Below are 25,275 nucleotides of genomic sequence, written 5' to 3' on the forward strand. Positions count from 1 at the left end.
CTCAGGCCTCCTGCCTTTGACGCGCGAGCATCAGCCGTGGAAGGAGCAGGGCGCCCAAGTGATACAGCGCTAACAAGCCGATCGCCGCGCCCAATGGCCACCAGAACAGGTCGCGCTTGGGCTGATGGCTTAGGGTTTTCACCTGATGCGGAGTGAGTTTGTCGAGTGTGCTATAGACCTGATCCAACGCATTGCGGTCTTCGGCGCGGAAGAACTGCCCGCCGGTGGCTTTAGCGATGTCGCGCAGGCCTTGCAGGTTGACCTTGGCTTCACCCTCGGCATTCGGGTCGCCGATGCCGATGGTGTGGATCACCACGCCTTTCGCAGCGGCCATAGCGGCCGCGTGATCCGGGGTGATGGCACTACTGGTGTCGTTGCCGTCGGTGAGCAGGATCAGCACCTTTTCCTGCTCGTGAGCTTGATCCAGCATTTTCAGGCTCAAGCCAATGGCGTCGCCGATGGCAGTGTTCGGCCCGGCCATGCCGATCCCGGTGTCGTCCAGCAACAGCGACAAGCTGGCATGATCGAGGGTCAAGGGTGCCTGCGGATAAGCACCGGTGCCGAACACGATCAGGCCGAGGCGATCCTCTTTGCGCTTGTCGATAAAACCATGCACCACTTCCTTGACCGCTGCCAGACGATTGATTTTCTGGCCATTGACGTCGGTGAAGTCGGTGGTTTCCATGGATTGGGACAAGTCGATGGCCAACATCAGATCACGCACCGGTTGTTGACGCTCGATGGGTTTCTCCACCAGCACGGGGCGACTGGCAGCGACCAGCAACAACGCCCAAACCAACAGGTTGAGTATCAGTTGCCAGCGATTGCTGCGGGTGCCAGCTTGTCTCGGGGACTGGCCGACTGCACGGCTCATCGCCCTGAAGAACGGCACGCGCACGGCGCTGCGGGCTTCACGGTAGTCCGGCAGGTAGCGATAGCCGAGCCACGGTAACGGCAGCAGGATCAACAACCAGGGGTAATCAAGCTGCCACATGGTGATGCTCCACCCAGTTCTTACAGGTACTGAACAGCGCCTCACGCTGCTCATTGGGCAGGGCAAGCAACGTGGCGTCCGGTGCGTAGGCCAGCAGCGACAATTGCAGGCTGAAGTCGGCAGGCAACGGCTGTTTGCTGTGCTGCTGTAAAAAGGCCTGCCAGTCCTCCTTCCCCAAGGCCGCCGGCGACCCTGGTAGAAGCGAGCCTGCTCGCGATGAGGCTCTGACATTCGACATCGATGTTGGCTGACGAGACGCCTTCGCGAGTAGGCTCGCTCCAACAGAGGCCGTGGCTGGCATGGAGAGGGCCACGCGTTTCAGTAACTCCGGCAACTCGCGCAGCGCATTGAGGTCATTGCCGCGCTGCTGCAACTCCGCAAACCGCAGCAGAGCTTCACGCCGATACCGATCCCGGCGCCATTGCCAATAACGCCGTACGCTCACCAACACCACAGCAAGCACCAATAAACCTAGAAGCGCCCACCAGCCCCAGGTCTGCGGCGCGTAACTGATCGGAGTCGGCAGTGCCATTTCCTTGAGTTGGTCGATGCTCGGAATGTTCGGATTCATCGACGACCTCCGGCGAGCTTGCCCAGTTCGGCGCGCAGTTGTTCCTGGGCGTCGCTGGCGGTGCTGAACATCATCAACGGCACCTGGCTGCGCCGCAGCAACGTGGCAACATCCTTGAGCCTGCCACTGAGAAAATCCCCCAGGGGCTGATGCACCTGACGCTTCTCCACTGCCAGTTCCACCTGCAACTGGCCCTGGGTGATCAACACCCGGCCATTGGTTGGCAGGTTCAGCGCCAACGGGTCGTAGACCTGCATGGCGATGACATCGTTGTGCGCCGACAGTTGCCGCATCAGTTGCAAGGTGCGTTCATCGGCCCCGGCAAAGTCGCTGACGATGCAAATCAGGTGATCGTGGCCGGCGATGGCCATGCAATGCTGCAGTACCTTGTTGAGCTGGTCTTCGCCTTCGGCATCCGGGTTGGCTGCGTTCAGCGCCTGATTCTGGTCGGCGATGCGGCTGCACAGCGATTCGATGCGTTTGCGACTGCGCAGGGGGGCGATACTGTCGATGCGCTGATCGTTGAACACCATTCCGCCGACCCGGTCACCGGCGTTGAACACCATCCACGCGGCCAGCGCACCGAGTTCGGCGGCGATGGCGGATTTGAAGCTGCGTTGCGAGCCGAAGAACATCGACATGCGTTGGTCAACAAGGATCAGCGCCGGGCGGTCGCGCTCCTCGGTAAACGTACGCACCACCGGTTTACCGGTGCGCAGGGAAGCGCGCCAGTCGAGGTGACGCAAGTCGTCGCCGGGTTGATAGCGGCGCAACTCGTCAAAGTTCAAACCACGCCCGCGCAGGCGCGAGGCATGGTTGCCGGCCAAAATGCTACCTTGGGGTTGGCGTGCGCTGAAACTCAGGTCACGGGCCTTGAACTCCAGGGCCATCAATTGCTGAAGCGAGACGTAGACCAATCCGTCGGCGTTCATCATTCACCTCAGGCAGGAATGGCCACTTTGTCGAGCAGGCGGTCGAGCACCTGTTCGGCCGTCACGCCATCTGCCACCGCGTCGTAGCTCAATTGCAGACGATGGCGCAGCACCGGGTGCACTACGGCGCGAACGTTGTCCGGGGAAACGAAGTCTTGGCCCTGCAGCCAGGCGTCGGCCCGGGCGCAACGGTCGAGGCCGATGCCGCCACGTGGGCTGGCGCCAATATTGATCCAACGGCCGAGGTCGGCGTCGTAATCGGCGGGGTGGCGGGTGGCGTTGATCAGGTCGATCAGGTAGCGGTCGATGGCCGGTGAGACGTGCACCGCACTGACCTCCCGGCGCGCAGCAAAAATCACGTCCTGGGAAAGTTCGAAGCCATTGGCAGCGGCAGTTTTTGCGCCGAGGGCCTGTTCTTCTTCACGCAGCAGGCGCAACACCTGGCTTTCGTTATCCGCACTCGGGTAATCCAGCAGCAACTTCATCAAAAAGCGATCCATCTGCGCTTCCGGCAACGGGTAGGTACCTTCCTGTTCGATGGGGTTTTGGGTTGCCACTACGATGAACAACTCCGGCAGCGCGTGACTGTTGCCGGCCACAGTGATTTGCCGTTCTTCCATGGCTTCCAGCAATGCCGCCTGCACTTTGGCCGGGGCCCGGTTGATTTCGTCGGCCAGGATCAGGTTTCCGAACAACGGCCCTGGCTGGAAGCGGATCTCGTTTTTACCCTCGACCTGGTGCAGCACTTCTGCGCCGGTGATGTCTGAGGGCAGCAGGTCGGGCGTGAATTGGATGCGGCTCATCTTCGCGTCCAAGTGTTTGGCCAATGCCTTGACTGTGCGTGTCTTGGCCAATCCGGGCAAACTCTCCAGCAGCAAATGTCCGTTGGCTAGTAGACCCACGAGGATCTGCCGGATGACCTTATCTTGACCCAACACCGCTTCGGCGATGCTGGCTTGCAGGGCGTTTATGTCGTCGAGCGCTGTCATGCGGTTTTCCTTTTTTAAGCATGAAAGTCAGAGTCAATGAGATAAAACAGTAGACGAAACGCTGGAACGCTCAAATATTTTGCTTGAAATGGACGCCTTCAGCTTTTTTTCCATCCCGTGTGGACGCATCCCTGAAAACCTCGTCAATAATTGAGCGTTCAAATCCTTTTACATCTTGAGAACCTCTTCGGAAAAGCGTCGCTCCCACCCCATTGGGCCAATATATTCCTACAATGCCCCCATAAATGTTTCGAGAATCAACCACGCATCGTAATTTGCGGGAAAATAATCTGCTTGGCTCAATAACGATGTGAGCCAAACCACACAGGCTTCTAGCTAACCTGTCAGGAATTACGGCGTATTTGTCTTTTTCGCTAGCGCTAATGTAAATGATAGGCAATGAGCAGCTGAGCTTTTGATCAAATATAGAATGCGCAATTTTTCTATCGGCTTCAGTGTCTTTTAATGTTATTGGTGCGATCTCAATAGGGAGTTCACCGTCCAGCCCACCGCCGAATTGGCTGACTAATCTAATGGTTAAACTCGAATTGTTGAGTCGTGGAAGCTGGGTAGGGAGTTCCTTAACGGCTTCAAGTGAGCAAAATTTTATCCAGAGTTGACTTTTATCTACTCTTGTTTCGATTCGAATGGTCAGGTTATACGTTGGCGACATTTTATGATATGTCAATGAGCTTGATGAGGTGTTTTCTACTTGTGGCTTGGAGAAAATAATATGCTCTTGAAGGTTTGAAAGCTCAAAGTTATTGTCAGGATTAACTCGATTGATATCATCAGGTTTGAAGTTGGTGTGGGGTAGGCATAATATCCAGCTCATGCATTCTTGGATGACATTTTCGATGCGTGGCATTTTGCTGAGTGGGAAGTTATAAGTAGCGCACAAGTTTTTGTCCTCCAAAGAAAATAAATGTATTTTTCTGGTGTTCGTATTAATAAATTGAAGTTTGGTTGTGGGTATTAAATCATGTGTGTGACTCGTCGCAATTGTCATCTTTGTTGTGATCAGAGTAGCAGCGAATTCTGAAGTTGCAATTGATTCGTCGCCTAGGGGGTTGCGAACGCAGTCTTTGCGAGCATTCGACCGCGAATGACTTAACGAAAGATAAAAGAAAGTTGGTGGTTTGGATAGAGCATGGTTTGGCGATGGAGCTTCGATTGATGCAAGTAAGCATCCAAGGCGCTACCAAGCGAGGAGGTGTTTTTTGTACTTTCCGTAGTTAAGATATATGTAAAATTTTGCGAGGGGGTAGTATGAGGTCTGTCATAGGGATGTTAGCGTTGGCGTCATTGACAGGATGCACAACTCCTACCATGAATGAAATGCGCCAGGAAGAACCTCGACAGGTTTTGCATTCAAAAAAAACAGACAAAGTCATCGCTGATTGCGTGCAGCATGCATGGCAGGATATGCCCGTTTTTGAAGGGGAATCCGGGGCCACTCAGGAACCTGGCAGCAACGGAGGCTACACGGTGGCGACCGTCGGCGAGGCATATTTTGTCGATATTCAAGCAGATACGGAAGGCTCGGTAGTTAAGTATTACGCAATGACTTATCGCTGGATATCAAGAAAGCACTTGGCGGCGCTGCAAGGTTGTTTGTGATTCCATCTAACATAAAGTATCTCTTGGAAATATTTTCTCCCCTTGCAGACGGGTGGCCCCGACAGTAATGCGTGCGGTGCTGAGACAGTGGGTTTTCGCGCAAAAAAAAACCGCGAGAAACTGCGGGCGGGAAATCCCAAAGGAGCTTGATTCACGGTGTATATATCAAAAACGCCAAGTCGCTCCGCCACCAACGATGTGCAGGGCCGAATTACGATAGGTGCCTGAAAGGGTATTACCCGAACGTGACTTGGTTTGTTCGACGTCCATGTCACCCAGCCAGACCAAGGTGTAGGCCGCATGCAGGTCGAGCCCTTCGTCAAGCTTGTAATTGATCCCGGTGGCTAGGCGCCAGGCTTCGCCCATGGGATTATCGACGGTGCGATCCTTATCATCTACCGCCGAGCTGTCGTAGCCAAGTCCCATGCTCCAGCGCACCCTTGAGTTGGCCTGGTACTGAGCTCCGAGAGAGACATGCCAGGTGTCTTTGTATTGGCGGTCGGCGGTACGATTGACATCGGTGGCATTGGCGTCGACCTCTACACCAATGTCGCCAAACTCGCTCCAGTCCTGCCAGCCGAGACTGCCCAGCAACTTCCATTGCGGGCCGAGATCGTGCGCGATGCTGAACAGCACAGTCTGAGGCACCGACATATCCAGCTCAATAGAGTCGATATCCAGACGACGTAACGCGGCGTTGATGATTGGATTGTCGACCTTGCGCACGCTCGGGCTGTCCTTGAACTCCAAATCAATCTTGCTGGTATAGGCGAGGCCAATCTGGGTGCGATCATTCATTCGATAGAGCAAACCGAGGTTGACCCCAGCCCCGACATCAGTGTCCTTGTATTCAAGCTGGCCGTCGGGGCTGTCCCGTAACCCAAGCAGGTTGTTGTTGATGGCCGTCTCGTTTCGGTAGTAGCCATACATGATGCGTGGGCCAATGCCGATGGAAAGATCGTCTGTGAGTTTGTGCGCCAGCGTGGGCTGGAGAGACACACCGATGATCGCCGCCTCCTGATTGAAGTAGCGTCCGGCCCAGTCATCGTCATAATCCAGGGCCAAGCCAAAATTGCCATACATACCGAACCCGATGGCCGAGCGTTCATCGATCTGGTGGCTGACAAAAAAACTGGCTCCCGGAAGGTATTGCAAGGAGTTGCCGCCTTCGTTGCCGTCGAACTGATTGTGGTTGTCGCGAGAGAAGCTTAGATCGCCCAGAATGACTTGAGCATTGGCGCTGATCTGGGTGCCCGCCAATTCGGTAATGCCAGCCGGATTGCTCATCAGTACGCTAGGGTCGGTCGCAAGAGCAGCGGCCCCTGCATTGGCCAAGCCATTACCTTCCTGCCCTGTTTCATAAATCAAGATGCCACCGGCCCAGGCATTGCTGGCGAGTAGGCTCAAACCAAGAGCCAACGATATGGGTAACCGGAGAGATTGGTAACTTCTGTACATCACGCGTCCTCTGCGAGGCCCTCAGGCACGAAGGAAGGTCTGCCAAACTCTTTCGTGCTGATAGGAAAACGACCATCAAGACTGCGCTTACCTCTCAGACTGCATCACGCATTGCAGTGAGTCACGGCAAGGCAATTCTGTTGGCCGTATTTAGGTACTACTTGGTTTTAAGCTGTTTGTAGGATTTGACGATGTCTTGTGCCCAGATATCGAGCACTCCCCTGAAGTCTTTGGCTTGCACGACTTCTGAGGAATTTGCGAGTTCAGACCCTGCGCCTTTACGAACCAATTGGGCCACCACCTTATTGTCGCCACCATCGATAAATGCCGCTTCAGTGGCGAGAGTGGTGTCCTGGTCGCGAATGCCGGTCGCCGCACTGACACCGGCGGCGACCAAGGCAATCGGGATTATCTCGTAAGGTTGCAGTCCCTTGGTCTTGGCACTGACGGCCGTAATGGCCGGACGCACAACCAACACGCCTGGGCCAGGGCCAGTAGCCAATGGAAGCTCTCTGGCAAAGGCATTTTTCAACGCTTGGTCATAAAACTGAGTAATACCATTGAGTGCACTTTGCGGAATTTTTTTGGTCGGTTGCGGTGGTGGATACATCTGGCTATGTTCGACGAATACGCTGGTGTAGCTGTTCGCGTCAACGTTCGGGTCGATCCAGCGCATGACGGGTTCACCCGACGGCGATTTTTCCTCTTTTAGCGCGCTGTAATCTTTGAGAAAACCCGAGTATTGCTCAGGATCAACGTAGGGGCTGGCGCATCCGGCAAGCGCCAAGGTCAAAACGCATGCGGCGAGCGGTCTGATATGCATAAAAACTCCAGAGTAATCTATTGAAATCGAAAGTAGCGTCCACAGTAGCCACGCTGACGGCAGCGCTTTCAGCACTGCTGTCTGTTGAGGTGATTTTTCAAGGCGCGTATTTCCTTTACTTCCTGGCTATGCGCTTGAACGGGCTAAAAACCGGGGTGAGCTCCTTAGACGGCATCTCGTGTTTCCTCTTCCATTTCCTTGTCGTACCTCTGCGCCATACCAGGGGGAGCGGCGAGCTAATTTAAAAGTAGTAGGAACTGAAAAAATTTCGAGTAAATACAGGCAGTTTTAATGGAATCTGTGAGAAGAGGGTAAGAAAAGGCCCTGGCGATCTCTGTAAAAATTAGAAACATTTTTTAATGCCTCTGGTTCTGAATTAAACCAGCCGATATCGAACGTACGTTCAGTTAAGGCTTCATGGGTAGGACGTGTAAACGTCAAGGGGCTCGCTTACGGAGCCAATCCGCGAAAACGTTTTTAACCACAGGAGTGACATTGAAGCCAAGCATCCATCGAGGGCCGAATGCGTCGGAACGCTCTGTGTAGTAATTGACTTCGACACCAAAACGCCAAGGTGTGTCGCCAATAATTATTGTTTTGGCAGCTGTGAGGTTGATGGGAATCGTCCATTGATCGGTTTCCCAGTCGTAGGTCATGGTCGGATTTGTGCCATAGATCCAAGCATTGCCGGGAAGAACGAGGGCCAAAGGTTCTATGGAGGTTCGATTGACGGGGGTCTCGCCCCAACCAGCAACGTCCCATTGGTGAGAGGGGAATATACCCACGATGTACGTTTGAGTCTTTTTGGCAACAAAGAGCTCTGGGCCGAGGCTAACTTGGCCGTTGCCTAGCTCGCTTTTGGTGGCGGTAGGCAAAGAGCCGGTGATACCGACTGACCAAATATTGCCTGACGCGGAGCCGTGCCCAAAAGAGAGATCGAATCCCATATCCCCCAAGCCCGCTTCGTCTTGAAAGCTTCCTGTTTGACTGTTGTGGACGGGCCCCTCGTAAATAATCGGAATCGCGGGACGAGCGAAAATCATATATCCATCGTCGAGGCTAATCGGAAATGAGGGCTGAAAGAGGGTTCCGAAACCATGTTTATCGGCGCCGGGAAGCTTGCCATCAAACCAGTACATTTCATTCTTAAATGTCAGTTTGGCGAGATCGGTGTTGGGGTTCGCGAGTTTTTGCGCCACCGCATTAGCGGAGTCATTTTCTTGCTCCTGCGCAATGGCTCCCTGAGTGTTGACCAAGGAGATTAGGCATAAGAAGGTAGGGATAGGAAAAGGGATGCGCATGGTTAATCTCCATTGTCAACTTGACGTTAGGCGCAGCCGAGCTTGCCAACCCATCTATGACTCAGCGTCTCACTTTGTATGGTTTTCGGATGGCCTTTGATTTTCGGTGCCTACCGATGGGAGCGGCCCTATGAACATTTTTTTCAGACGATCATGTCCGATGGCACGCGCAAGCTCCGAGATAACGCAGTACATGAATATCAACGTAACGAGCAGAAGCTGTACCGCCCAAAATTGGGGCCAATTCATAGCGTTCCAAAGCGTGGAGTTCGCATCCATGATGCTCGGAGCTTCTTTCCAGAACTCATATAGCCGTTCCAGATAATGAACAACAAGCGCGACCAAGGTATACATAAGCGTCTTCCAGGTGACATTCCAAATCAGTGGCTTTTCCGGAAAGCGGTTAATAAAGGGCAACATATCTGTAACTAATACTGACTTGCCAAGTATTAGAGAAGCAATCAGAACCGACGCTGAAACCGGAAGCGAAACGCCCGTTCCTTTAATCATGAGCGAACGGATGGCCGCTACTATGTGCAGAATGACGAAAAAGAATAGCGTAGGTGGAATTGCCTTGATGACTTCATGCTTTATGGTGAGCAGCACTGCTTTCATATTGTTCCCCTAGAAAAAGCTTGTGACCATAGATCGTTCTAGCTTAGTACAAAATTTGGATTCCCCTTCCGTGTGTCGAGTGAGTACCTCCAGACCAGGAACCGCTTGTCGTTGGAAGCGTGTCGTGATGCATTGGAGGAGGGGCGGGTCGAATCGCTGTAGCCTTCCAGCGGAAAAAACTGTATAGGTGGCAAAAAATAGTGAAGAAAGGAGGCTGCCGATGAACTGTTTGATATGCGCTGGTACAGCAGAGCGTATTAATTGCAAAGGGGCTTGGGAAGAAAGAGATTGCCCAAGTTGCGGACGGTATCGCGTGGCGGATGCGTTGGTTCTAACGCTAATGGAGCAAGGGCAAATTTTCGATGTGGGAAAAACCAGGGAGTGGCTTGCGAATAGGCGCCGAATCGAATGTGTGCCTTGTATTGAGGTCGAGGAAGCATTATTAATTCTGTGACGGATGATGTAAGGGACTTATGGTTTTACCATTAGCCGTCAATGCGAAATGGCGCAGAGGTTCTTGTTCAGTTTCGTTTGAGCGCTATGGATTGCGGTTGGGCGGGTAGATGACTATGAACCTTATAGGGTCAATCCACTTGGGGCGATGCCGTCTGTCGCCTTCACTCAGGCGTTTGTTACTCTGAGGGATTGTTCAACACCTGTTCATGGGCAACACGCAATACCTGAATGGCATTCGACAAATGGGGAAAGCCAACCCAGCGGTAATGTTCACCCTCAAGTAAACCAAACGTCGCACTTTCAACCAAAGCGGCCGAGTCTATTCCGCTGGCCACCACAGCTCCAATAAACGCAACAAGTGCCTGCTCAAGTGCAATTTCGCGATCAGTCACCATACATTTCTCCTTGAACCATCTCCTTGTCAAGCGGTGAGATTAATAACTCACTTGCAGTCATTTCGCCACTACTTTCTGTCGCATTTGGCGAGGCTAATGAAATTCAAGCTCAGCGGCGACCAGTTAGGGCTGAAGGTCATTGAAAATTAGGCGTACAAGAAAGTGAATGGCTCCAAGTCCTCCAGTTATTTCTCACCTATGCTGTTGGCATTCTTGACCAATTAGATGAATTGGGGGTGCTAGATGCGTCTTGTGAGAAAGGCTGCGGTGCTGCTTATAGTCGGGGTTGTAGGAACAGTTTGTGCACAAGAAATGCCGAGAGAGGCACAACCCTGTGTCGCCTGTCATGGCGAACATGGTTTGGGCACAGCCAAAGGCCCGATGCTCGCAGGACTGTCGAAGGAATACATTTACGCACAGATTGGGCACTTCATTTCTGGGCGGCGCAGCAACATACAGATGACCCCAATGGCTCAGGGCTATACCGACCCTCAACTGCGTGAACCCGTGGCAGCCTATTTCGCTGCCCAAGGGAAACAACCGCAATTGCAGTTGCGAGGACAGCGTCAGCCTAAGTCGCTCGCGGAGCAGCTCTACTATCAGGGTGACCCCACACGGGATATACCTGCTTGCTTTAGCTGCCATGGGCCGGCCGCAGTGGGAGGAGGCCCCTTCCCGCGTCTCGCTGGGCAGCAGGCGGATTACCTGGGTGCGCAATTAGTAGCTTGGCAGAAGGGCGAGCGAAGTGGTGACCCGGATAACATGATGGGCACCATCGCCAATCGTTTGAGCGGAAAAGATATTCAGGCGCTAGCTAGCTATCTGTCGTCTATTCGGTGAGGAAACAGTCATGAGATTTGCCAAACTCAGGCAGGTGATACTGCTCTGCAGTGTACTTCCGAATCTAGTCCTGGGCGCCTATCCGGACATGCAAGATGAAATTGCAGCCCAGCCCAAAGCGGCTGACCTGCACTATTTCACGCCGCGTGACCTGTCGCGTATTCCCAACGACGCTTTTGGTGACAAGGTGCGCAAGGGATACGAGCTGTTTGTCGATACCCAGCAACTCAAGGGTCGTTATGTTGGCAATACGCTCAATTGCACCAACTGTCATTTGGATGCCGGTACAAAAGCCTATGCCGCGCCAATGTGGGCTGCCTATTTAGCCTACCCAGCGTTTCGCAAAAAGGATAACCGGGTGAGCAATTTTGCAGAGCGCATCCAAGGCTGCTTCAATTATTCGATGAATGGAAAAGCTCCAGCTATTGGTTCCCCCGAGTTGGTGGCTATGTCCGCTTATTCATATTGGTTACTAATGGGTGGGTTGCTCGATATGTACGGCATGCGGGACAAGCCCGTGCCCGAACTCAACGACACGCGACTTCAACTGGGTGGGAGAGACGACTCGTTCGTCCTTCCTGGGCCACTGACAGGTCAAGTCAAGCTGGCCGGGCGCGAGCACATGCCGGGCCGCGCATTTGCTGCTCTGCAGGAACCAACCCAGCCAGCGTCTCCCTTACGTGGAAAACAGGTCTACGCCCAGCACTGCGCGGTGTGTCATGGTGAACAAGGCCAAGGGCGCTTGATGGCCGGCGTCCCCGTCATCCCTGCACTCTGGGGGCCGGAGTCCTACAACTGGGGAGCCGGAATGCATAGGGTCAATACTGCCGCCACTTTCATTTTCGAAAACATGCCGCTGGGCAAGGGGGTGCAACTCGATGTTCAGCAGGCCTGGGATGTGGCGGCGTTCATGAATAGCCGCGAACGACCGCAGGATCCCCGATTTGACGGTGACCTATCAAGAACCACCAAAGCGTTTCATGACTCGGATCAGGGCTATTACGGTAAGACCGTTGACGGTGCGCCGCTGGGAAGTCAGGCATTCCCTGCCGGGATCCAGCCCTAGTAGGCGGGAGTCGTAGAGGAGTCATCGAGATGACGGGGAACTGCTCGATTAATAATCGAGAATCGGAATATCGATAAGGCACATGCCCGATGCACAGCCGCTCGTAAACAGGTTCAGCCCTGCGCAGTGATACTGGCTTTGCTTTGGAACATGGCGGTATCGGCCTTGAACATCAGCTCGTCGAGGTATTCACCATCTTCCGGGTACAGCGCCACGCCAAGGCTGGCACTGACCTTGATCTGGCTGTTTTTCCAAGGAATGGCCAAGGCGATGGCCTTGCAGATTTCCTGGGTGACACGCTGGATATCGCTACTGTGATGCGCGCCGTCGAGCAACACGACGAATTCGTCCCCGCCCATGCGCGCGGCTATTTCGAACTCGCGAATATTGGATTTTATGGCCCAAGCCGCGTGGATCAGGATGGCATCGCCCGCCTGGTGGCCGAAACGGTCATTGACCTGCTTAAAGTTGTTCAGATCGATATAGCACAGCGCCAGGTGCTCCCCACAACGCTCGGCGTTGAGCAGCTTCTGAGTAGCGAAGGGGATAAAACTGTTGCGATTGGGCAAACCAGTCAGGCTGTCATTGAAAGCAGTTTGCGTACTTCTTCTTCGGCCTGTTTGCGTAACTTGATCTCGTTGTGCAGGCGGCGCTGGGCCCTCAACAGAATCAGGGTGAGCATCAGCGCCAGCGCGCAGCCAATGCTGATCAGGACAATAATTTTGCGCAGTCGCTCAAGCTGTGGCGGATTAGGATCATAGATGAAGTCCTTCAGACCTTCGATATTGCTGACCATGCCCAGTTCGAGGAAGTCTTCAGCCATACGTTGCCAGCGCCCGGGGTTCATGTGGCCGATCTCGATCAGGTCGGGTAGCACCAGCGCCCGCATGGCTTGAGCTTCGAACTGCAGGTGTGCGCGGCTTTTCTTCACCGAATACTGATTGAGCAGCAGGTCTATGATTTGCTCGGGGTTGTCCATCGCATAGCGCCAACCACGCAGACTGGCGCGGCGGAAGGCCTCGGCCCGTTGTGGATGATCGTCAATCTCGCCCTGGCTGGTGAATAAGATGTCGCTGTAGAAGTCGATCCCGTAGGTGATGGGCGCGATAATGTTGTAGTCGATGCCGCGCTGTTGCAGGTAGAAGGGCTCGTTGGTCAGGTAGGAGTTGAAGGCCGTCACTTTGTCGTTGGCCAGATCCTCGACTTTAAAACTGCTGGGTAGCAATTGCAGTTTATCGAGGGCTATACCCTCGTGGCGAAACATGGCCAGAAACTCGGCATCGGTCTGTGCATCCATCAGCATCACCGGCTTGCTGATCAGATCATGCACGGAGTGAACACCTTTGTCGGCGCGAGCCAGGAGCACTGAGGGGGAGTGTTGAAAAATCACCGCCAGCGCCACCAAGGGCTTGCCCTGCAAACGTGCGTAGAGCAATTCGCTGTTGGCTTCGCCGTACTGGGCGCGCCCGGAGAGCACTTCTTCGACCGGTGTGATGCTGGGGCCACCTTCGTGTAGGCGCACCTCCAGACCTTCTTCGCGGTAATAGCCCTGGGCGATGGCGGCGTAGTAGCCAGCGAACTGGAACTGATGTTTCCAACGTAGCTGGACGTCAATCACCTGTACGTCGTCATTCTGTTGGGTGACGGGGTTTGCCCACGCGGCCTGACCTGAGAGCAGCACGAAGAACAGCAGTCGACGCAGACGAGTCGACAAGGCTCTCTCCGGCTGGCGTGGCGTGATAGAGCAGCAACAGAGACTGGGCATGGTGGTCGTCCGTGAGTCGCGGTTATTGCTTAGGGTGCGGGACTTCGTGTGGCATTGTGGCATCACTTATGCGGTACCAGCAATCACGTGTCGGGATAAGAAAAACGGCTTCTACGGTTCCCCGAGTTCTGCACGAAAGCGACCTTCACCTCATCGATTGAAATTTTGAAGCGCTCGAACTCCAGGCTCTAGGTAAAGGAGTAGCGGTTGAGGCGTGCAAGCTGGTGAAACAACTAATATGCGACCTTATGCGTGCGACCGCTGTTGGCCGAGAGTGTGTAAAAACGCCTGCGCGAACCCTTGCTATGATTTCTGAGGATTTCATCGCAGGGAACCGCCCATGAAGCGCTTTATCCAAGGTGAACAGTACGCGGAAATGAAATGAAATTCTTCTGGACTACACTCGATGAGTAGTTGTAGCCCACGCGCATGTTGGACAGGACATGTGAACTCTTTGCTTCAAAAGAGAGCGACTCATTTATGGACAGCCCCTCCAAGCCAAAGAGCACCCTAAATCCGCCGGTGTTCTATACCAGCGCGATTCTGATTTTGTTGTTGGTTCTTTACACCGTCGTCTTTCAGGTCGAAGCCCAGACTCAGTTCGATCACATACAGCGCTGGATCAATACTAATGCCAGTTGGTTTTATATCTTGGCTGTCGCCCTGATTCTGATCAGCGTGGTGTTTCTTGCCGTGAGTCGCTATGGGGATATCAAGTTGGGGCCGGATCACAGCGAGCCGGATTATCGCAATAGCAGTTGGTTTGCCATGCTGTTTTCCGCAGGCATGGGCATCGGCTTGATGTTTTTTGGGGTGGCTGAGCCGGTCATGCATTTCACCAGCCCGCCAGTGGGCGAGGGTGGCACAGTCGCCGCAGCGCGCGAAGCGATGAAAATCACTTTCTTTCACTGGGGCCTGCACGCCTGGGCGATCTACGCAATGGTTGCGTTGATCCTGGCCTATTTCAGCTTTCGCAATGGCCTGCCACTGACCTTGCGCTCGGCGTTATATCCGTTGATTGGCGAGCGAATCTACGGCCCGATTGGTCATGCCGTGGATGTATTTGCCATCCTCGGTACCGTGTTTGGTGTGGCGACTTCGTTGGGTTATGGCGTGCTACAGATCAACAGTGGTTTCCATCACTTGTTCGGCCTGCCTGTGAACACCACGGTTCAGGTCATATTGATCACGGCGACTTGCGCGCTCGCAACGCTGTCGGTCGCCAGCGGACTGGACAAGGGGATCCGCATACTGTCCGAGATCAACCTCGGGTTGGCCGTAGTGCTAATGATCTTTGTACTGTTGCTGGGGCCGACGGTTTTTCTGCTTCAGGCTTACGTGCAAAACACTGGCGCGTATTTGTCAGACATCGTGAACAAGACATTCAACTTGTACGCCTACGAACCCACCGACTGGATCGGTGGATGGACGCTGTTGTATTGGGGCTGGTGGCTGTCTTGGTCACCGTTTGTGGGGTTGTTTATTGCTCGCATATCGCGCGGTAGAACCATTCGCGAATTTGTCTGTGGTGTCCTCTTCGTACCGGCCGGCTTTACGTTGTTGTGGATGACAATATTCGGCGATTCGGCAATCCATATGATTCTCAACGAGGGCGTCACAGAGTTGGCGAAGGTGATTGATCAGGACAGTTCGCTGGCGTTATTTGCCTTTCTAGAGCATTTCCCTTTTTCCGGTTTGATCTCGATGCTGGCAGTCCTGATGGTGGTGGTGTTTTTCGTCACCTCCGCCGATTCGGGGGCACTGGTGGTCGACATGCTGGCGTCGTCCGGGCATGACCACTCTCCATTATGGCAGCGCATTTTCTGGTCGGTGACGATCGGAATAGTGGCCATTGCACTGCTGCTGGCCAATGGGTTGAAGGCACTGCAGACCGCAACGATCGCCAGTGCCTTGCCGTTCTCGATCATTCTGCTGGCGTCCATATGGGGTTTGTTCAAGGCGCTCAGTCTGGACGCTACCCGCCGTGGGCTGCGCAACCAGGCGTTGCCTGGGCTGCATAACACCCGCCACCCTCATGGCGGATGGCAGCGGCGATTGCGCGGTATTGCGATGCGTCCCCGACGTGCCCATGTCAATCGCTTCATCACCGAGGTGGTCAAACCCGCTTGTGAAGAGGTGGCTGGCGAATTGCGCAAGCAGGGTTATGAGGTCACGGTGAATGAGTCCGAGGGTGGCAGTGTGGTATTGGAGTTGTTGCAGGCAGGGGAAGGGCGCTTCCTCTATGAAGTACGCCCGCGTGCGTTCACCAGCCCGAGTTTCGTGGTTGGTGATAGCGAGGATGGCTCTGACGCCCGCAAATACTTTCGCGCTGAAGTCCACCTGCGAGAAGGGGGGCAGGACTACGACATCATGGGCTGGAGCCGTGAGGACGTGATCGGCGATATCCTCAATCAGTACGAACGTTATTTGCACTATCTGCATCTGGTGCGCTGAGCTCAGCCGCTATGAACCCCGGCACAATAATGCGACTGCTGAGTAGGTCTTTATCAATGGCAATGAAAGATCAGTACTCTGACGGCCACTTTTTCCGATACCAACGTTCGAACTGGTAAATACCGATGAAACATTCTTCAATGGAGATGTAAATGGCATCAGGGCAAGGTCTTTGCGCGGCTGTACGCTTTTCCCTGGGGTTGAACCAAGATTTTATTATCGCTGCCATTGCACCCTGTGCCGCAAGCTGGCCGGGGTCGGCCATAATGTCGCCACGCTAGTCAAGGTTCCAGACTTTTGTTGAGAAGCAGAGCAGGATGCGATCACCTGTCAGCACAAACGTAGCGGGTAGAGAAACGATTTTTGCTCACGATGTGGTTCGACCGTGCCGAGTGCTATTCACTAGACGCCTTGCTTCTGGATCCCGCTTGGCCTTCCAGATGGCGAACTGGACATAGAGTGTGTTGAGATTTCTGCACCGATGACGCTATGCCACGGGATGAGCAACGCAAAAAAAACCGTTGCGTAGCGTCGGATTTACTTGAGTTTCTTCTACATGAACCAGATCAACAATGTTTGATTCGGGAAGTTGATCAGCATAGGGAAACAAGCGATCCAAGCATTTTCACACAGCCTGGGCCGATAACTATCTATTCATCGCTTAGCGGGATAATCCGCAGCTCATATTCGAACGACAAGCGGTCGTACTACTCACCGATTGATTGATCCAAATTAATGTACAGCCGGTTATGCATTGACCTGAATGCGATGTGCCAACAAACTTTTCTTCTCTTTTTTCTTTCTAGAGGTCTGCCTGATGCGTAAAGTATTATCTTTCGTTGTACTAAGCCTTCTTGTATCGCAGTACTCCTTCGCCAGCGAAACCAGCAACACGGCTATCGGTGGCGGTGTCGGTGGCGCCCTTGGTAGCGTCGTCGGTCAGGCTGTGGGAGGGAGCACTGGCGCTGCGATTGGAGCCGGCGTAGGTGGCGCGGCTGGGGGCGCAATGACCGCGAAGAGTGGCAAGAAGACCGAGTCAGCTATTGGCGGGGGGCTCGGTGCAGCGGGTGGACAGGTAATCGGCAACAGTGTCGGTGGTTCCACCGGTGGCTTGATCGGCGCTGGACTGGGCGGCGCAGCAGGTGGTGCTATCGGCAACAATATGGCCGATGACAACGACCACCACGATTCCGATTACAAGCATAAAAATAAGTACAAGAATAAACATAGACACAAGCATGACGATTGATCTTGGATTCCGAGACTGAACATTGGACGCATTCTTTGAAAAGGGGGGGGACGTAGATTTCTCCCTATTGATCGGCTATCAGGCGGTGGCATTCATTTCTGCGTCTTACAGCAGCGACGTGATATCGCGGCATTGCCAAGCCACTCGCGGGCGCCAGGTTACTGGCGGTGCTTCCATTTGGTGTGCGTGCACCTACTTCGTGGGTATGCCGCTTTGCAGCACGAATATGCAGCCTAGCCCAATCAGGATGGCGCTGCTCACGCAAGGTACCAAACGTTGGAAGCCTGTCGCCGAGAATGGGCCGCGAAGTAGCGAAGCGCCTGGCACTGCCATCACGTCAGCCAGGGAAAAGACCAGGTTGACGAAGTTGCTAATCAACAGAAATTGCAGCCATACCGACGCGGCGCTGGTGGCATCGACGAATTGCGGTAGAAAGGTCAGAAAAAACAATGCCGTTTTCGGGTTGAGCACTTCCACTACCACGCTGTCGCGCAAAACCCCCAGCTCTCGTAGCGGCTCTGCCGTCACGGGTTGGCGACTATTGATGATCATCCCGCCCCCCAACCAGACCAGATAATCGACACCGGCCAGGCGAATCACGTCGATCGCCATTGGTGCTGCCTGAAGCAGTGCGGATAGCCGACTGTCATTCTGGTGCCATCAGCACCGCGAGCGACATATTGATGAACTCTTCATTCTTTCTTGCTGATTGTGTCCAAAGCACCGCGTACGTTGCCTGCGACCTCAGCTGAACCGCGCTGCTCCACCCAGAGCGTGAGTTCCATAATCGCGGCTTCAAGGGCTAGCTGGTTCTGATTGATCTTGAAGAGTAGGGAAGGGAGCAGGTCTGCGTTCGACATTGTGATTCCTCCGTGGAAGAGGACAGCGTAGCAACAAAGGTCTGAATCAGTTAGGAACGGCTTCGACGCTGTTGAGTCCTGGCTGACCAAGTGATGTTGGTTTGAGTACAAAAGGGCCCTTCGAGGGCCCTTTTTTCGAGGAGGAATAGGTCGTAGTTTACGACATCGATCAAAATTCAGTTGCTGATGGGAGCGGAGTCAATCGGTCATCGTTTGTTGGACGCATGATTAGAATCGATACGACTTTTGACATATCCCGCACGCCTCCGCTTATTTCCCACGGTACTCCATATCGTTTAAAACGATGTGAACAGGTACGTTGCGATTAAGCGTGTCTCGTCAATATCGCGGGCATCATCACTACGATAGGTTGCATTCCTTAGACGCACAGAAAAGCCTTTAAGCGACCCCTGGAAAGCGTAGCTCACATCTATATCCCGTTCCCATTCCTTTTCGGTGCCGACTTTCTTCAGTCCATCTCCATGGGTGTAGGCTGTAAAAAAGCTCAGTCCAGGAATACCCATGGCCGCAAAGTCGTACCCGTACCGAAGCTGCCAACTGCGTTCGCCTGCACTTCCGAAATCATGGTATTGCACGTAGTTCGGCAGATAGGGGTTGTTGACGTAAGGGAAGCCGGTAGCGCCCTCCATGACCTGATAGGCCGCCATGACGCTATGCCCATTGCCCACTGCGTAGCTGAGCGCTGCGGCGTATGCACGGTTATCGACGTCTCCGGCTTTAGCTGCACCAACATCACTGCTTGCGAAAGCACGTAGATCAGTAGTGAGCGTGCCTTTTCCGATACGTGTGCTGTGTACCAAGCCAGCGAACTGCTGACGGTATACATCATCAAGCTCGCCATAAAAGTACGTTGCACTCAACTCGGGAGTCAGCTTGTATGCACCACCGCCATACCGGTAGTAGTCTCCGATACCTGTTGCACGATATCGGCCGTCTTTCACCGCGAGGCTGATGTCCTGCAGATCGGTGGAATCAGGTGTAATCGTCTTATTGAATTGAGCCAGATTTATGGTCAGGCGGTCGATGTCGGTAGAGCTAATCTGCCAACCTTGGAATGTCTGGGGAAGCAGCCGGCTGTTGTTGTATTGCAGCACCGGTACCTTTGGTAATGACATCCCATAGCGCAACGACGTCTCGGATATCTTGAGTTTTGCAACGTATCCAGCTTTTGAATATTCGTCTGCAGCCTCACCGGAAGCTCGTTTTGGGAGGAGGCCGCTACCAGTGCGATCTGGACTCGAATCCAGCTTGTAGCCTGCAAAGATCAATGCGTCAGCACCGAAGCCAATGACTCCTGGTGTGTATCCTGATTCATAGTTGAGCAAAAATCCCTGAGCCCATTCTTCTTTTTTCGATACGCCAGCTCCTTGGCGATAATCACCGTTGTAGTAGAAGTTTCGTGCTTCTAAGTGAATCTTGCTGTCAGCGATAAAGCCGTCGGCCATGGTGGTGTCGATGGAGAAAAATACGGATGCAAGCACAGCTATATATATGGCGCGGCTCATTTTTATTATTTTCCTGACGCAGGGAGTCGCTGCTCGGTATTAGACCGAACAGAGACTTCTAGAGATGTTGTGATCGGTAGTGCAGAAGGGTTACGGCTTAGTGCCAAGTTCCTTGGCGAGTTTGTCGCGATCTAGTTCCTTCTCCCACGCTGAAACAACCAGTGCCGCGACACCGTTACCAACCAGGTTAGTCATAGCAAGGCCAGTACCCATGAAACGGTGGATTCCCAGAATCAGCACCATCCCCGCTACAGGGACAAGTGGCACCACCATCAAGGTGCTGGTTAGCATGACAAAGGCTGCACCTGAGACACCGCTAGCACCCTTTGAGGTGAGCATGGCCACGATGACCAATGTCAGTTGCTGCGAAAGTGTAAGATCGATATTCAGCGCTTGTGCGATAAAAAGAACCGCCATCGTGAGGTAGATGTTAGTGCCGTCGAGGTTGAATGAGTAACCCGTAGGAATGACCAGTCCAACAACGGGTTTTGAGCAGCCCAGACGCTCCATCTTTTCCATAATTTGTGGCAGTACCACTTCAGAGGAGCTGGTTCCAAGAACGACCAACAGTTCCTCTTTGATGTAGGAGATGAAGCGAAGAATACTAAACCCGCAGACTCTCGCCACACCGCCCAAAACGACGATCACAAACAAGGCGCACAGCACGTAAAAGCTGCCTACCAGTTTCATCAGTGGCAGCAGTGAGCCAACACCGTAAGTACCTACCGTGAAAGCGATGGCGCCGAATGCGCCGACAGCGGAGAGCTTGGCAATGATGTGTACGATGCGAAAGAACACGCCGGAGAGACCTTCGATCATGTCGTAGACCGGCCGGCCCTTTTCACCCATAGCTGACAAAGAGCATCCGAAAAGCACTGAGACCAGCAATATGCAAAGGACGTTGCCCTCGGCAAATGCCTGCACAAATGTCGAGGGGATAATCCCCATCAGGAATTCGACCATATGCATGTGTTGTGCTTTTTCAGCGAATCCGGTGACCGCCGATGCATCCAGGGTATTAACGTCCACATTGAAGCCACCACCTGGATTGAAAAGGTGACCACCGATAAGGCCAATCAGCAGCGAAACGGTCGAAATCACTTCGAAGTAGAGCAGTGCTTTGCCACCTACTCGACCAACCTTTTTCAAGTCGCGCATGCCAGCGATGCCAGTGACGACAGTGCAGAAAACTACTGGGCCGATGATCATCTTGATTAGCTTGATGAAAGCATCACCCAGCGGCTTAAGGTCAGCGGCAAAGGTGGGCCAAAAGTGGCCGACGGCGATGCCTGCGATAATCCCCAGAAGTACTTGGAAGTACATTGCGCGATAGAAGGGCGGCTTGGTCTTCACCTTGATCGGAACTGTTACTTCGACCTGAGCAGATGCTGGGCTAGGATTCATGGCGGTCACTCACTGAAAGTCTTATTTTTGGAGGTGCAGCGAAGGCTGTTGCGGTTATCGTCCGTAAAGCTTCATGGGGTTCTCGACCAATAGCTTTTGACGCAACTGAGGGTCAGTACAGAACTTGAACATCAGATCTACTAACTCCCCGTCGTTGGGCATATCTTTGCTAATGTTCGGATGCGGCCAGTCAGTGCCCCACAGCACGCGGTCTGGAGCGATTTCAATCAGTCTCTCTGCAAAGGGAACCGCGTCTTCGAAGGGGCGACGGCCCACTGATACCCTTTCCGCGCCACATACCTTCACCCACGCCAATGGATTCTCCATCAGTTGCTGCAAGGCAATGAAGGGCTGCTGCTCAATGCCATCCTGAGCTTTGACCCGCCCCATGTGATCGATGATGAAAGGTACGGGGATACGCGCGAGTCTTTCCGAGTAGGTCAGGATGTCTTGCGCATCAAGGTGTAGGACTACATGCCATCCCAGATCAGCCAGGCGATCAACAGTGCTGTCAAAGACATCCAGGTCTGGCGCGCCACCTAGATGTGCAACGAAGTTGAATCGCACCCCACGAACACCTCCAGCGTCCATCTCGGCAAGCTGCTCATCGGTTTCACTGCCGTCCACGATGGCTATCCCTCGATACCGCCCTTCGCTACGATCGATAGCGTCCAACATCGCGCGATTGTCGCTGCCATGACAGCTGGCTTGGACAATCACACCACGAGTGAACCCCAGGTGGTCGTGCAACGCCCGCAAAGTTTCAAAAGGTGCGTCGGGCGGTGTATAGCTGCGATCTTCGGCATAGGGAAACTCAGCCCCGGGGCCAAATACATGGCAGTGGGCATCCCAAGCACCCACAGGAAGTGACTGCATGGGTTTTGTAGGATGGGAGTCAGGTGCGAGGCAGGTTTTCATCTCGTGTCCTTTGGTCATTGTTAGCGGAAGCGATAGCCCCGATGGTGGCGGTCTCTACGCTCGACAACAACCAGATGCGGGCTCTAGCAGTTATGCTGATTTAGCATGCGCTTGCTTAGGCTATGCAGATTTCACGAACCAGAGCCATTGTCTCTACTGCCAAGCGAGACAATGGGCGTTGCTCAAACGTGCCGATGAATAGATGTGTCTGGATAGATGGATCAACGATCTGCGCAGCTTTGAGCCCCTCCAGTTTCCCGTCGCTATTAGTGAGAGCTGAGCGAAAAAGCACACCGTAGCCCATGTTGAGGTTGATGAGTTCCAGCAGTGACGGAATGCTATCGATTTCCAGACATACGTTGAGGTGCACTTCGTGACGTGAAGCTTCACTTTCGATGAGACGACGTATGGAGTGAGGTTCGCTGGGAGTGATCAAAGGGTATTGCCCCAAGTCTTTCATCGCTACCTGGGCGGGAAGGTTCGAGTGCTGGCCACCGATGAGCATCAGTGGCTCTGAATGGATGTGCTCATACTGCAATTGAGCGCTGTGGCCAGGATTGAAGAGTAGGGCGAAATCCAGGCGACCGAGTAGCAGCCACTCGCGCATCGAGTGAGTCAGACCCTCTTTGATACCTAATATGCAGTCGGGAAAGCGTTCGCGAAAGGCCGAGACCAGCGCCACGGTGTGTCGTCGGGAAATGCTGGGAGGAAGCCCGACGACCACTTTGCCCGACAAGGTATCGCGTTGTTCGCGGAGATCCTCACGAGCCACTTGCACTTGACGCAAGATTCCTTTGCCATGATCGAACAAGCGTTGTCCGGAAGCGGTAAGCAATACCCCTCGACCATTTCGCAGCAGTAGATGCTCCTGCAGTTCGACCTCAAGTTGCCTAACCTGACGGCTGACAACCGACTGGGAAATGTTCAGTACAGCCGCCGCCTTGGTGAAACTTCCGAACTCGGCCACCCTTACGAAACATTCGAGCTGTTTTAGATCCATGAGCGCGACTCTGGTAAAAGGCTATGTTACCGCTTTTCCTATATAGCGCTTTCACGGGCTACTGGACTGCCATACAACGTGTCGATTAGGTTTGGCCAGTTGAATGGCTCAAGACTTGGGTAACCGATATCGGCGTCACGCATGGCGTCGACGAGCCCTTTTTGAGCATCGACGATGGCAAGACTCATGTTCGGAACAACGTCTACGTCGCGAGAAGTTTTCGCCACCTCCTTCATTTCCTCAGATCGACGCCGACCATGTTCGGCCACACGACTTATCAAGTAGTGAGGCAGGGCGTCGTCCCAACCCATTTGCGGGAAACTTTCGTGCAACGAAGCCAGCACCTCATCCTCGGCATGGTACTGGCGAGCAGTACTCAGGCATTCGGTTGTGAGCGCTTCCAGGCCTTTAATCATGATGCTTCGACACATCTTGATTGCTGATGCTACGCCGATCACGTTGGCCACTACCCGAACGTTCATTCCTAGCTCGCCCAATCGTTCGGCAACCTGGTCAGCACGTTCGCCGCCCAAAAGAATGGGGGTTTTCAAGCGCTGGGGGGGGACTGGTGCCATGACAGCCGCATCGATGTAATCGATGCCGTATTGCTGCATGGCCGTAGCCGCTGCGTGCTTCGTAGAGGGGGCGACCGAGTTGATGTCGATGAACAGTTGTCCACGCCTCATCAGTGGCGCCGCGTTCAGTGCGACTTCGAGTGCGTTATCCGCCGTGACTGCTGATATTACCCACTCGCCAAGCGCTATCGCCTGAGCCGCACTTTCACAAAGTTGAACGCCACACCGTTGAGAGCGAACTCGCAGTGCAGTTCGTTGAGCAGGGTCTTCAAGGAGTCGATCATAGGCGTAGATTTTTACATCCAGCGCGGCGAGGTCTTGGCCGAAAATAGCGCCTGCTTCGCCGAAACCGATTAGAGACAAGGTTGTGGTCATTATGATTTCACCGAGTTTTGCCAGATATCGCCAGGGATGAGAACGTTTCCGTCGAACAGAAGTCGGGCCGTGCGCACCAATCCGCACCCGGCTAACTGACCGGCAATCAAACGAAGTTCGACCGTAAACTCTCCCGTTGGATGCTCAACAGACAATTGCACTCGATCAGCTGTTTCCACTTGGGCTAGGTTGCTTGCAACTGTCCCCCCAACCTGGCAAGCAGAGGCGACACTGACAGCGCCGAACACCCCGATCGATGTGTGACAGCGATGAGGAATGAAGGTACGGCTGCAAATTGCGCCACCACTGCGAGGGGCAGCTATCAATGACATTTTCGGTACTGTGCGCTCGCGGACATCCCCCAGATTCATCAAAGGGCCCGCTTGCAGTCGGATTGATTCCAACAACGCTTTGAGCTCGATGTTGGCGTCCAATTGCTCGGGGAGCTCATAACCCGTGCAACCCACATCAGCGGCCCTGATCAGTACAACAGGCATCCCGTTGTCGATACACGTGACTTCGATACCGTCGATGCGATCAATGGCGTGACCAGTCGGTAGCAGTGTTCCGCAACTGGAGCCGACAATGTTTTCAAACTCGACAATCAGTGGGGCACTGGTGCCTGGAACACCGTCGATTCGAGTCTCACCAGCGTACTCAATGATGCCGCCTGGCGTGGGTACATTAGCTACAGCGATCTGGCCGGTATTGACCATGAAAATCCGCACGCTTGTCTGCGATTTGTCGGTGTTTATCAGCCCACGCTCAATCGAAAATGGGCCGACGCCAGCGAGGATGTTTCCACAATTCTGGCCGTAATCAACTTGAGCTTGATCGACTGAGACCTGGGCAAACAGGTAATCGACATCGGCATCCGAACGGTTTGAGCGACTGATGATTGCGACTTTACTGGTCAGTGAGTTTGCTCCACCAATGCCATCGATCTGGCGTGCATCGGGTGATCCCATGACGGCCAAAAGTACTCGGTCACGCAGCTTGCCTTCGGGCGGCAGGTCGTCGGCCATGAAGTAAGCACCCTTGGAGGTACCTCCACGCATCAAGAGACACGGAATACGAGTCTGGGGCATG

Annotated in this window: 24 protein-coding genes and 1 pseudogene; 5 read left to right on the forward strand and 20 right to left on the reverse strand. The window is 53.8% G+C overall.

The features are described from left to right. Window position 1: 1 nt before the first annotated feature. The 5 genes from KW062_RS06175 to KW062_RS06195 all read right to left on the reverse strand — a co-directional run bounded on the left by KW062_RS06175 (window position 2) and on the right by KW062_RS06195 (window position 4,387). A complete protein-coding gene (locus KW062_RS06175; RefSeq protein WP_105755006.1) occupies window positions 2-994 on the reverse strand; it encodes a vWA domain-containing protein in 993 nt (330 codons plus the stop codon). After that, on the reverse strand, window positions 981-1,565 hold the full coding sequence (locus KW062_RS06180) for a DUF4381 domain-containing protein (RefSeq protein ID WP_105755005.1): 585 nt from the start codon (window positions 1,563-1,565) through the stop codon (window positions 981-983). Before KW062_RS06180 ends, KW062_RS06175 begins: the two co-directional genes overlap by 14 nt. Beyond that, on the reverse strand, window positions 1,562-2,497 hold the full coding sequence (locus KW062_RS06185; protein ID WP_105755004.1) for a DUF58 domain-containing protein: 936 nt from the start codon (window positions 2,495-2,497) through the stop codon (window positions 1,562-1,564). Before KW062_RS06185 ends, KW062_RS06180 begins: the two co-directional genes overlap by 4 nt. A gap of 8 nt (window positions 2,498-2,505) precedes the next feature. Beyond that, window positions 2,506-3,486, reverse strand: coding sequence for an AAA family ATPase (locus KW062_RS06190; RefSeq protein WP_105755003.1), 981 nt, complete (start codon window positions 3,484-3,486; stop codon window positions 2,506-2,508). A 70-nt stretch (window positions 3,487-3,556) separates the two neighbouring features. Then, entirely contained in the window at window positions 3,557-4,387 is an 831-nt protein-coding gene (locus KW062_RS06195) for a hypothetical protein (RefSeq protein WP_146118229.1), read from the reverse strand. A 428-nt stretch (window positions 4,388-4,815) separates the two neighbouring features. Between KW062_RS06195 and KW062_RS06200 the strand changes: the two genes are divergently transcribed. Then, window positions 4,816-5,106 (forward strand): hypothetical protein, encoded by a 291-nt coding sequence (locus KW062_RS06200; RefSeq protein WP_256350893.1) that lies wholly within the window; start codon window positions 4,816-4,818, stop codon window positions 5,104-5,106. Between the two features lie 165 nt (window positions 5,107-5,271). On the opposite strand, the gene KW062_RS06205 is transcribed toward KW062_RS06200, so the two are convergent. From KW062_RS06205 to KW062_RS06225, 5 genes are all read right to left on the reverse strand, one after another. Continuing rightward, complete coding sequence (locus tag KW062_RS06205) at window positions 5,272-6,564, reverse strand: OmpP1/FadL family transporter (RefSeq protein ID WP_105755001.1); 1,293 nt, start codon at window positions 6,562-6,564, stop codon at window positions 5,272-5,274. 157 nt (window positions 6,565-6,721) lie between these two features. After that, complete coding sequence (locus tag KW062_RS06210; RefSeq protein WP_105755000.1) at window positions 6,722-7,387, reverse strand: DUF3313 family protein; 666 nt, start codon at window positions 7,385-7,387, stop codon at window positions 6,722-6,724. Window positions 7,388-7,824: 437 nt separating this feature from the next. Then, window positions 7,825-8,688, reverse strand: a complete 864-nt coding sequence (locus KW062_RS06215; protein WP_105754998.1) for a hypothetical protein — start codon at window positions 8,686-8,688, stop codon at window positions 7,825-7,827. A 69-nt stretch (window positions 8,689-8,757) separates the two neighbouring features. Then, a complete protein-coding gene (locus KW062_RS06220; protein WP_105754997.1) occupies window positions 8,758-9,303 on the reverse strand; it encodes a hypothetical protein in 546 nt (181 codons plus the stop codon). A 632-nt stretch (window positions 9,304-9,935) separates the two neighbouring features. Beyond that, on the reverse strand, window positions 9,936-10,154 hold the full coding sequence (locus KW062_RS06225) for a hypothetical protein (RefSeq protein WP_105754995.1): 219 nt from the start codon (window positions 10,152-10,154) through the stop codon (window positions 9,936-9,938). A gap of 243 nt (window positions 10,155-10,397) precedes the next feature. Between KW062_RS06225 and KW062_RS06230 the strand changes: the two genes are divergently transcribed. Both KW062_RS06230 and KW062_RS06235 read left to right on the forward strand, forming a co-directional pair. Beyond that, window positions 10,398-10,994, forward strand: a complete 597-nt coding sequence (locus KW062_RS06230; RefSeq protein ID WP_105754994.1) for a c-type cytochrome — start codon at window positions 10,398-10,400, stop codon at window positions 10,992-10,994. Between the two features lie 10 nt (window positions 10,995-11,004). Continuing rightward, window positions 11,005-12,060 (forward strand): c-type cytochrome, encoded by a 1,056-nt coding sequence (locus tag KW062_RS06235; protein ID WP_105754993.1) that lies wholly within the window; start codon window positions 11,005-11,007, stop codon window positions 12,058-12,060. Window positions 12,061-12,173: 113 nt separating this feature from the next. Here KW062_RS06235 and KW062_RS06240 read toward each other — a convergent pair whose 3' ends face one another. Both KW062_RS06240 and KW062_RS06245 read right to left on the reverse strand, forming a co-directional pair. Continuing rightward, a complete protein-coding gene (locus KW062_RS06240) occupies window positions 12,174-12,629 on the reverse strand; it encodes a GGDEF domain-containing protein (protein WP_158261849.1) in 456 nt (151 codons plus the stop codon). A 5-nt stretch (window positions 12,630-12,634) separates the two neighbouring features. After that, window positions 12,635-13,774 (reverse strand): ABC transporter substrate-binding protein, encoded by a 1,140-nt coding sequence (locus KW062_RS06245; protein ID WP_158261848.1) that lies wholly within the window; start codon window positions 13,772-13,774, stop codon window positions 12,635-12,637. Between the two features lie 531 nt (window positions 13,775-14,305). Between KW062_RS06245 and KW062_RS06250 the strand changes: the two genes are divergently transcribed. Together KW062_RS06250 and KW062_RS06255 are read left to right on the forward strand one after the other, a co-directional pair. Then, the gene (locus tag KW062_RS06250; RefSeq protein ID WP_105754990.1) at window positions 14,306-16,279 is read left to right on the forward strand and encodes a BCCT family transporter; all 1,974 of its coding nucleotides are present in this window, start codon (window positions 14,306-14,308) and stop codon (window positions 16,277-16,279) included. Between the two features lie 817 nt (window positions 16,280-17,096). Next, a complete protein-coding gene (locus tag KW062_RS06255; RefSeq protein WP_105755054.1) occupies window positions 17,097-17,528 on the forward strand; it encodes a glycine zipper domain-containing protein in 432 nt (143 codons plus the stop codon). A gap of 192 nt (window positions 17,529-17,720) precedes the next feature. Here the strand turns inward: KW062_RS06255 and KW062_RS06260 are convergent, their stop codons facing one another. From KW062_RS06260 to KW062_RS06295, 8 genes and pseudogenes are all read right to left on the reverse strand, one after another. Next, a complete protein-coding gene (locus KW062_RS06260; RefSeq protein WP_256351111.1) occupies window positions 17,721-18,158 on the reverse strand; it encodes a LysE family translocator in 438 nt (145 codons plus the stop codon). A gap of 16 nt (window positions 18,159-18,174) precedes the next feature. Further along, window positions 18,175-18,388: pseudogene (locus KW062_RS06265) on the reverse strand (hypothetical protein). Between the two features lie 296 nt (window positions 18,389-18,684). Continuing rightward, on the reverse strand, window positions 18,685-19,914 hold the full coding sequence (locus KW062_RS06270) for an OprD family porin (RefSeq protein WP_105754988.1): 1,230 nt from the start codon (window positions 19,912-19,914) through the stop codon (window positions 18,685-18,687). Between the two features lie 90 nt (window positions 19,915-20,004). Then, window positions 20,005-21,318: a dicarboxylate/amino acid:cation symporter gene (locus KW062_RS06275; RefSeq protein ID WP_105754987.1), complete on the reverse strand. Its 1,314-nt coding sequence runs from the start codon at window positions 21,316-21,318 to the stop codon at window positions 20,005-20,007. 54 nt (window positions 21,319-21,372) lie between these two features. Further along, window positions 21,373-22,236, reverse strand: coding sequence for an amidohydrolase family protein (locus KW062_RS06280; protein WP_105754986.1), 864 nt, complete (start codon window positions 22,234-22,236; stop codon window positions 21,373-21,375). Between the two features lie 115 nt (window positions 22,237-22,351). Then, a complete protein-coding gene (locus KW062_RS06285; RefSeq protein WP_105754985.1) occupies window positions 22,352-23,236 on the reverse strand; it encodes a LysR substrate-binding domain-containing protein in 885 nt (294 codons plus the stop codon). Between the two features lie 38 nt (window positions 23,237-23,274). Next, window positions 23,275-24,186 carry an NAD(P)-dependent oxidoreductase gene (locus KW062_RS06290; RefSeq protein ID WP_105754984.1) on the reverse strand — a complete coding sequence of 304 codons (912 nt, stop codon included), beginning with the start codon at window positions 24,184-24,186 and terminating at the stop codon, window positions 23,275-23,277. Further along, window positions 24,186-25,274: a 4-oxalomesaconate tautomerase gene (locus KW062_RS06295; protein ID WP_105754983.1), complete on the reverse strand. Its 1,089-nt coding sequence runs from the start codon at window positions 25,272-25,274 to the stop codon at window positions 24,186-24,188. Before KW062_RS06295 ends, KW062_RS06290 begins: the two co-directional genes overlap by 1 nt. Between the last annotated feature and the right edge of the window lies 1 nt (window position 25,275).

Origin of the sequence: Pseudomonas fluorescens, from assembly GCF_019212185.1 — a bacterium.
Lineage (GTDB): Bacteria > Pseudomonadota > Gammaproteobacteria > Pseudomonadales > Pseudomonadaceae > Aquipseudomonas.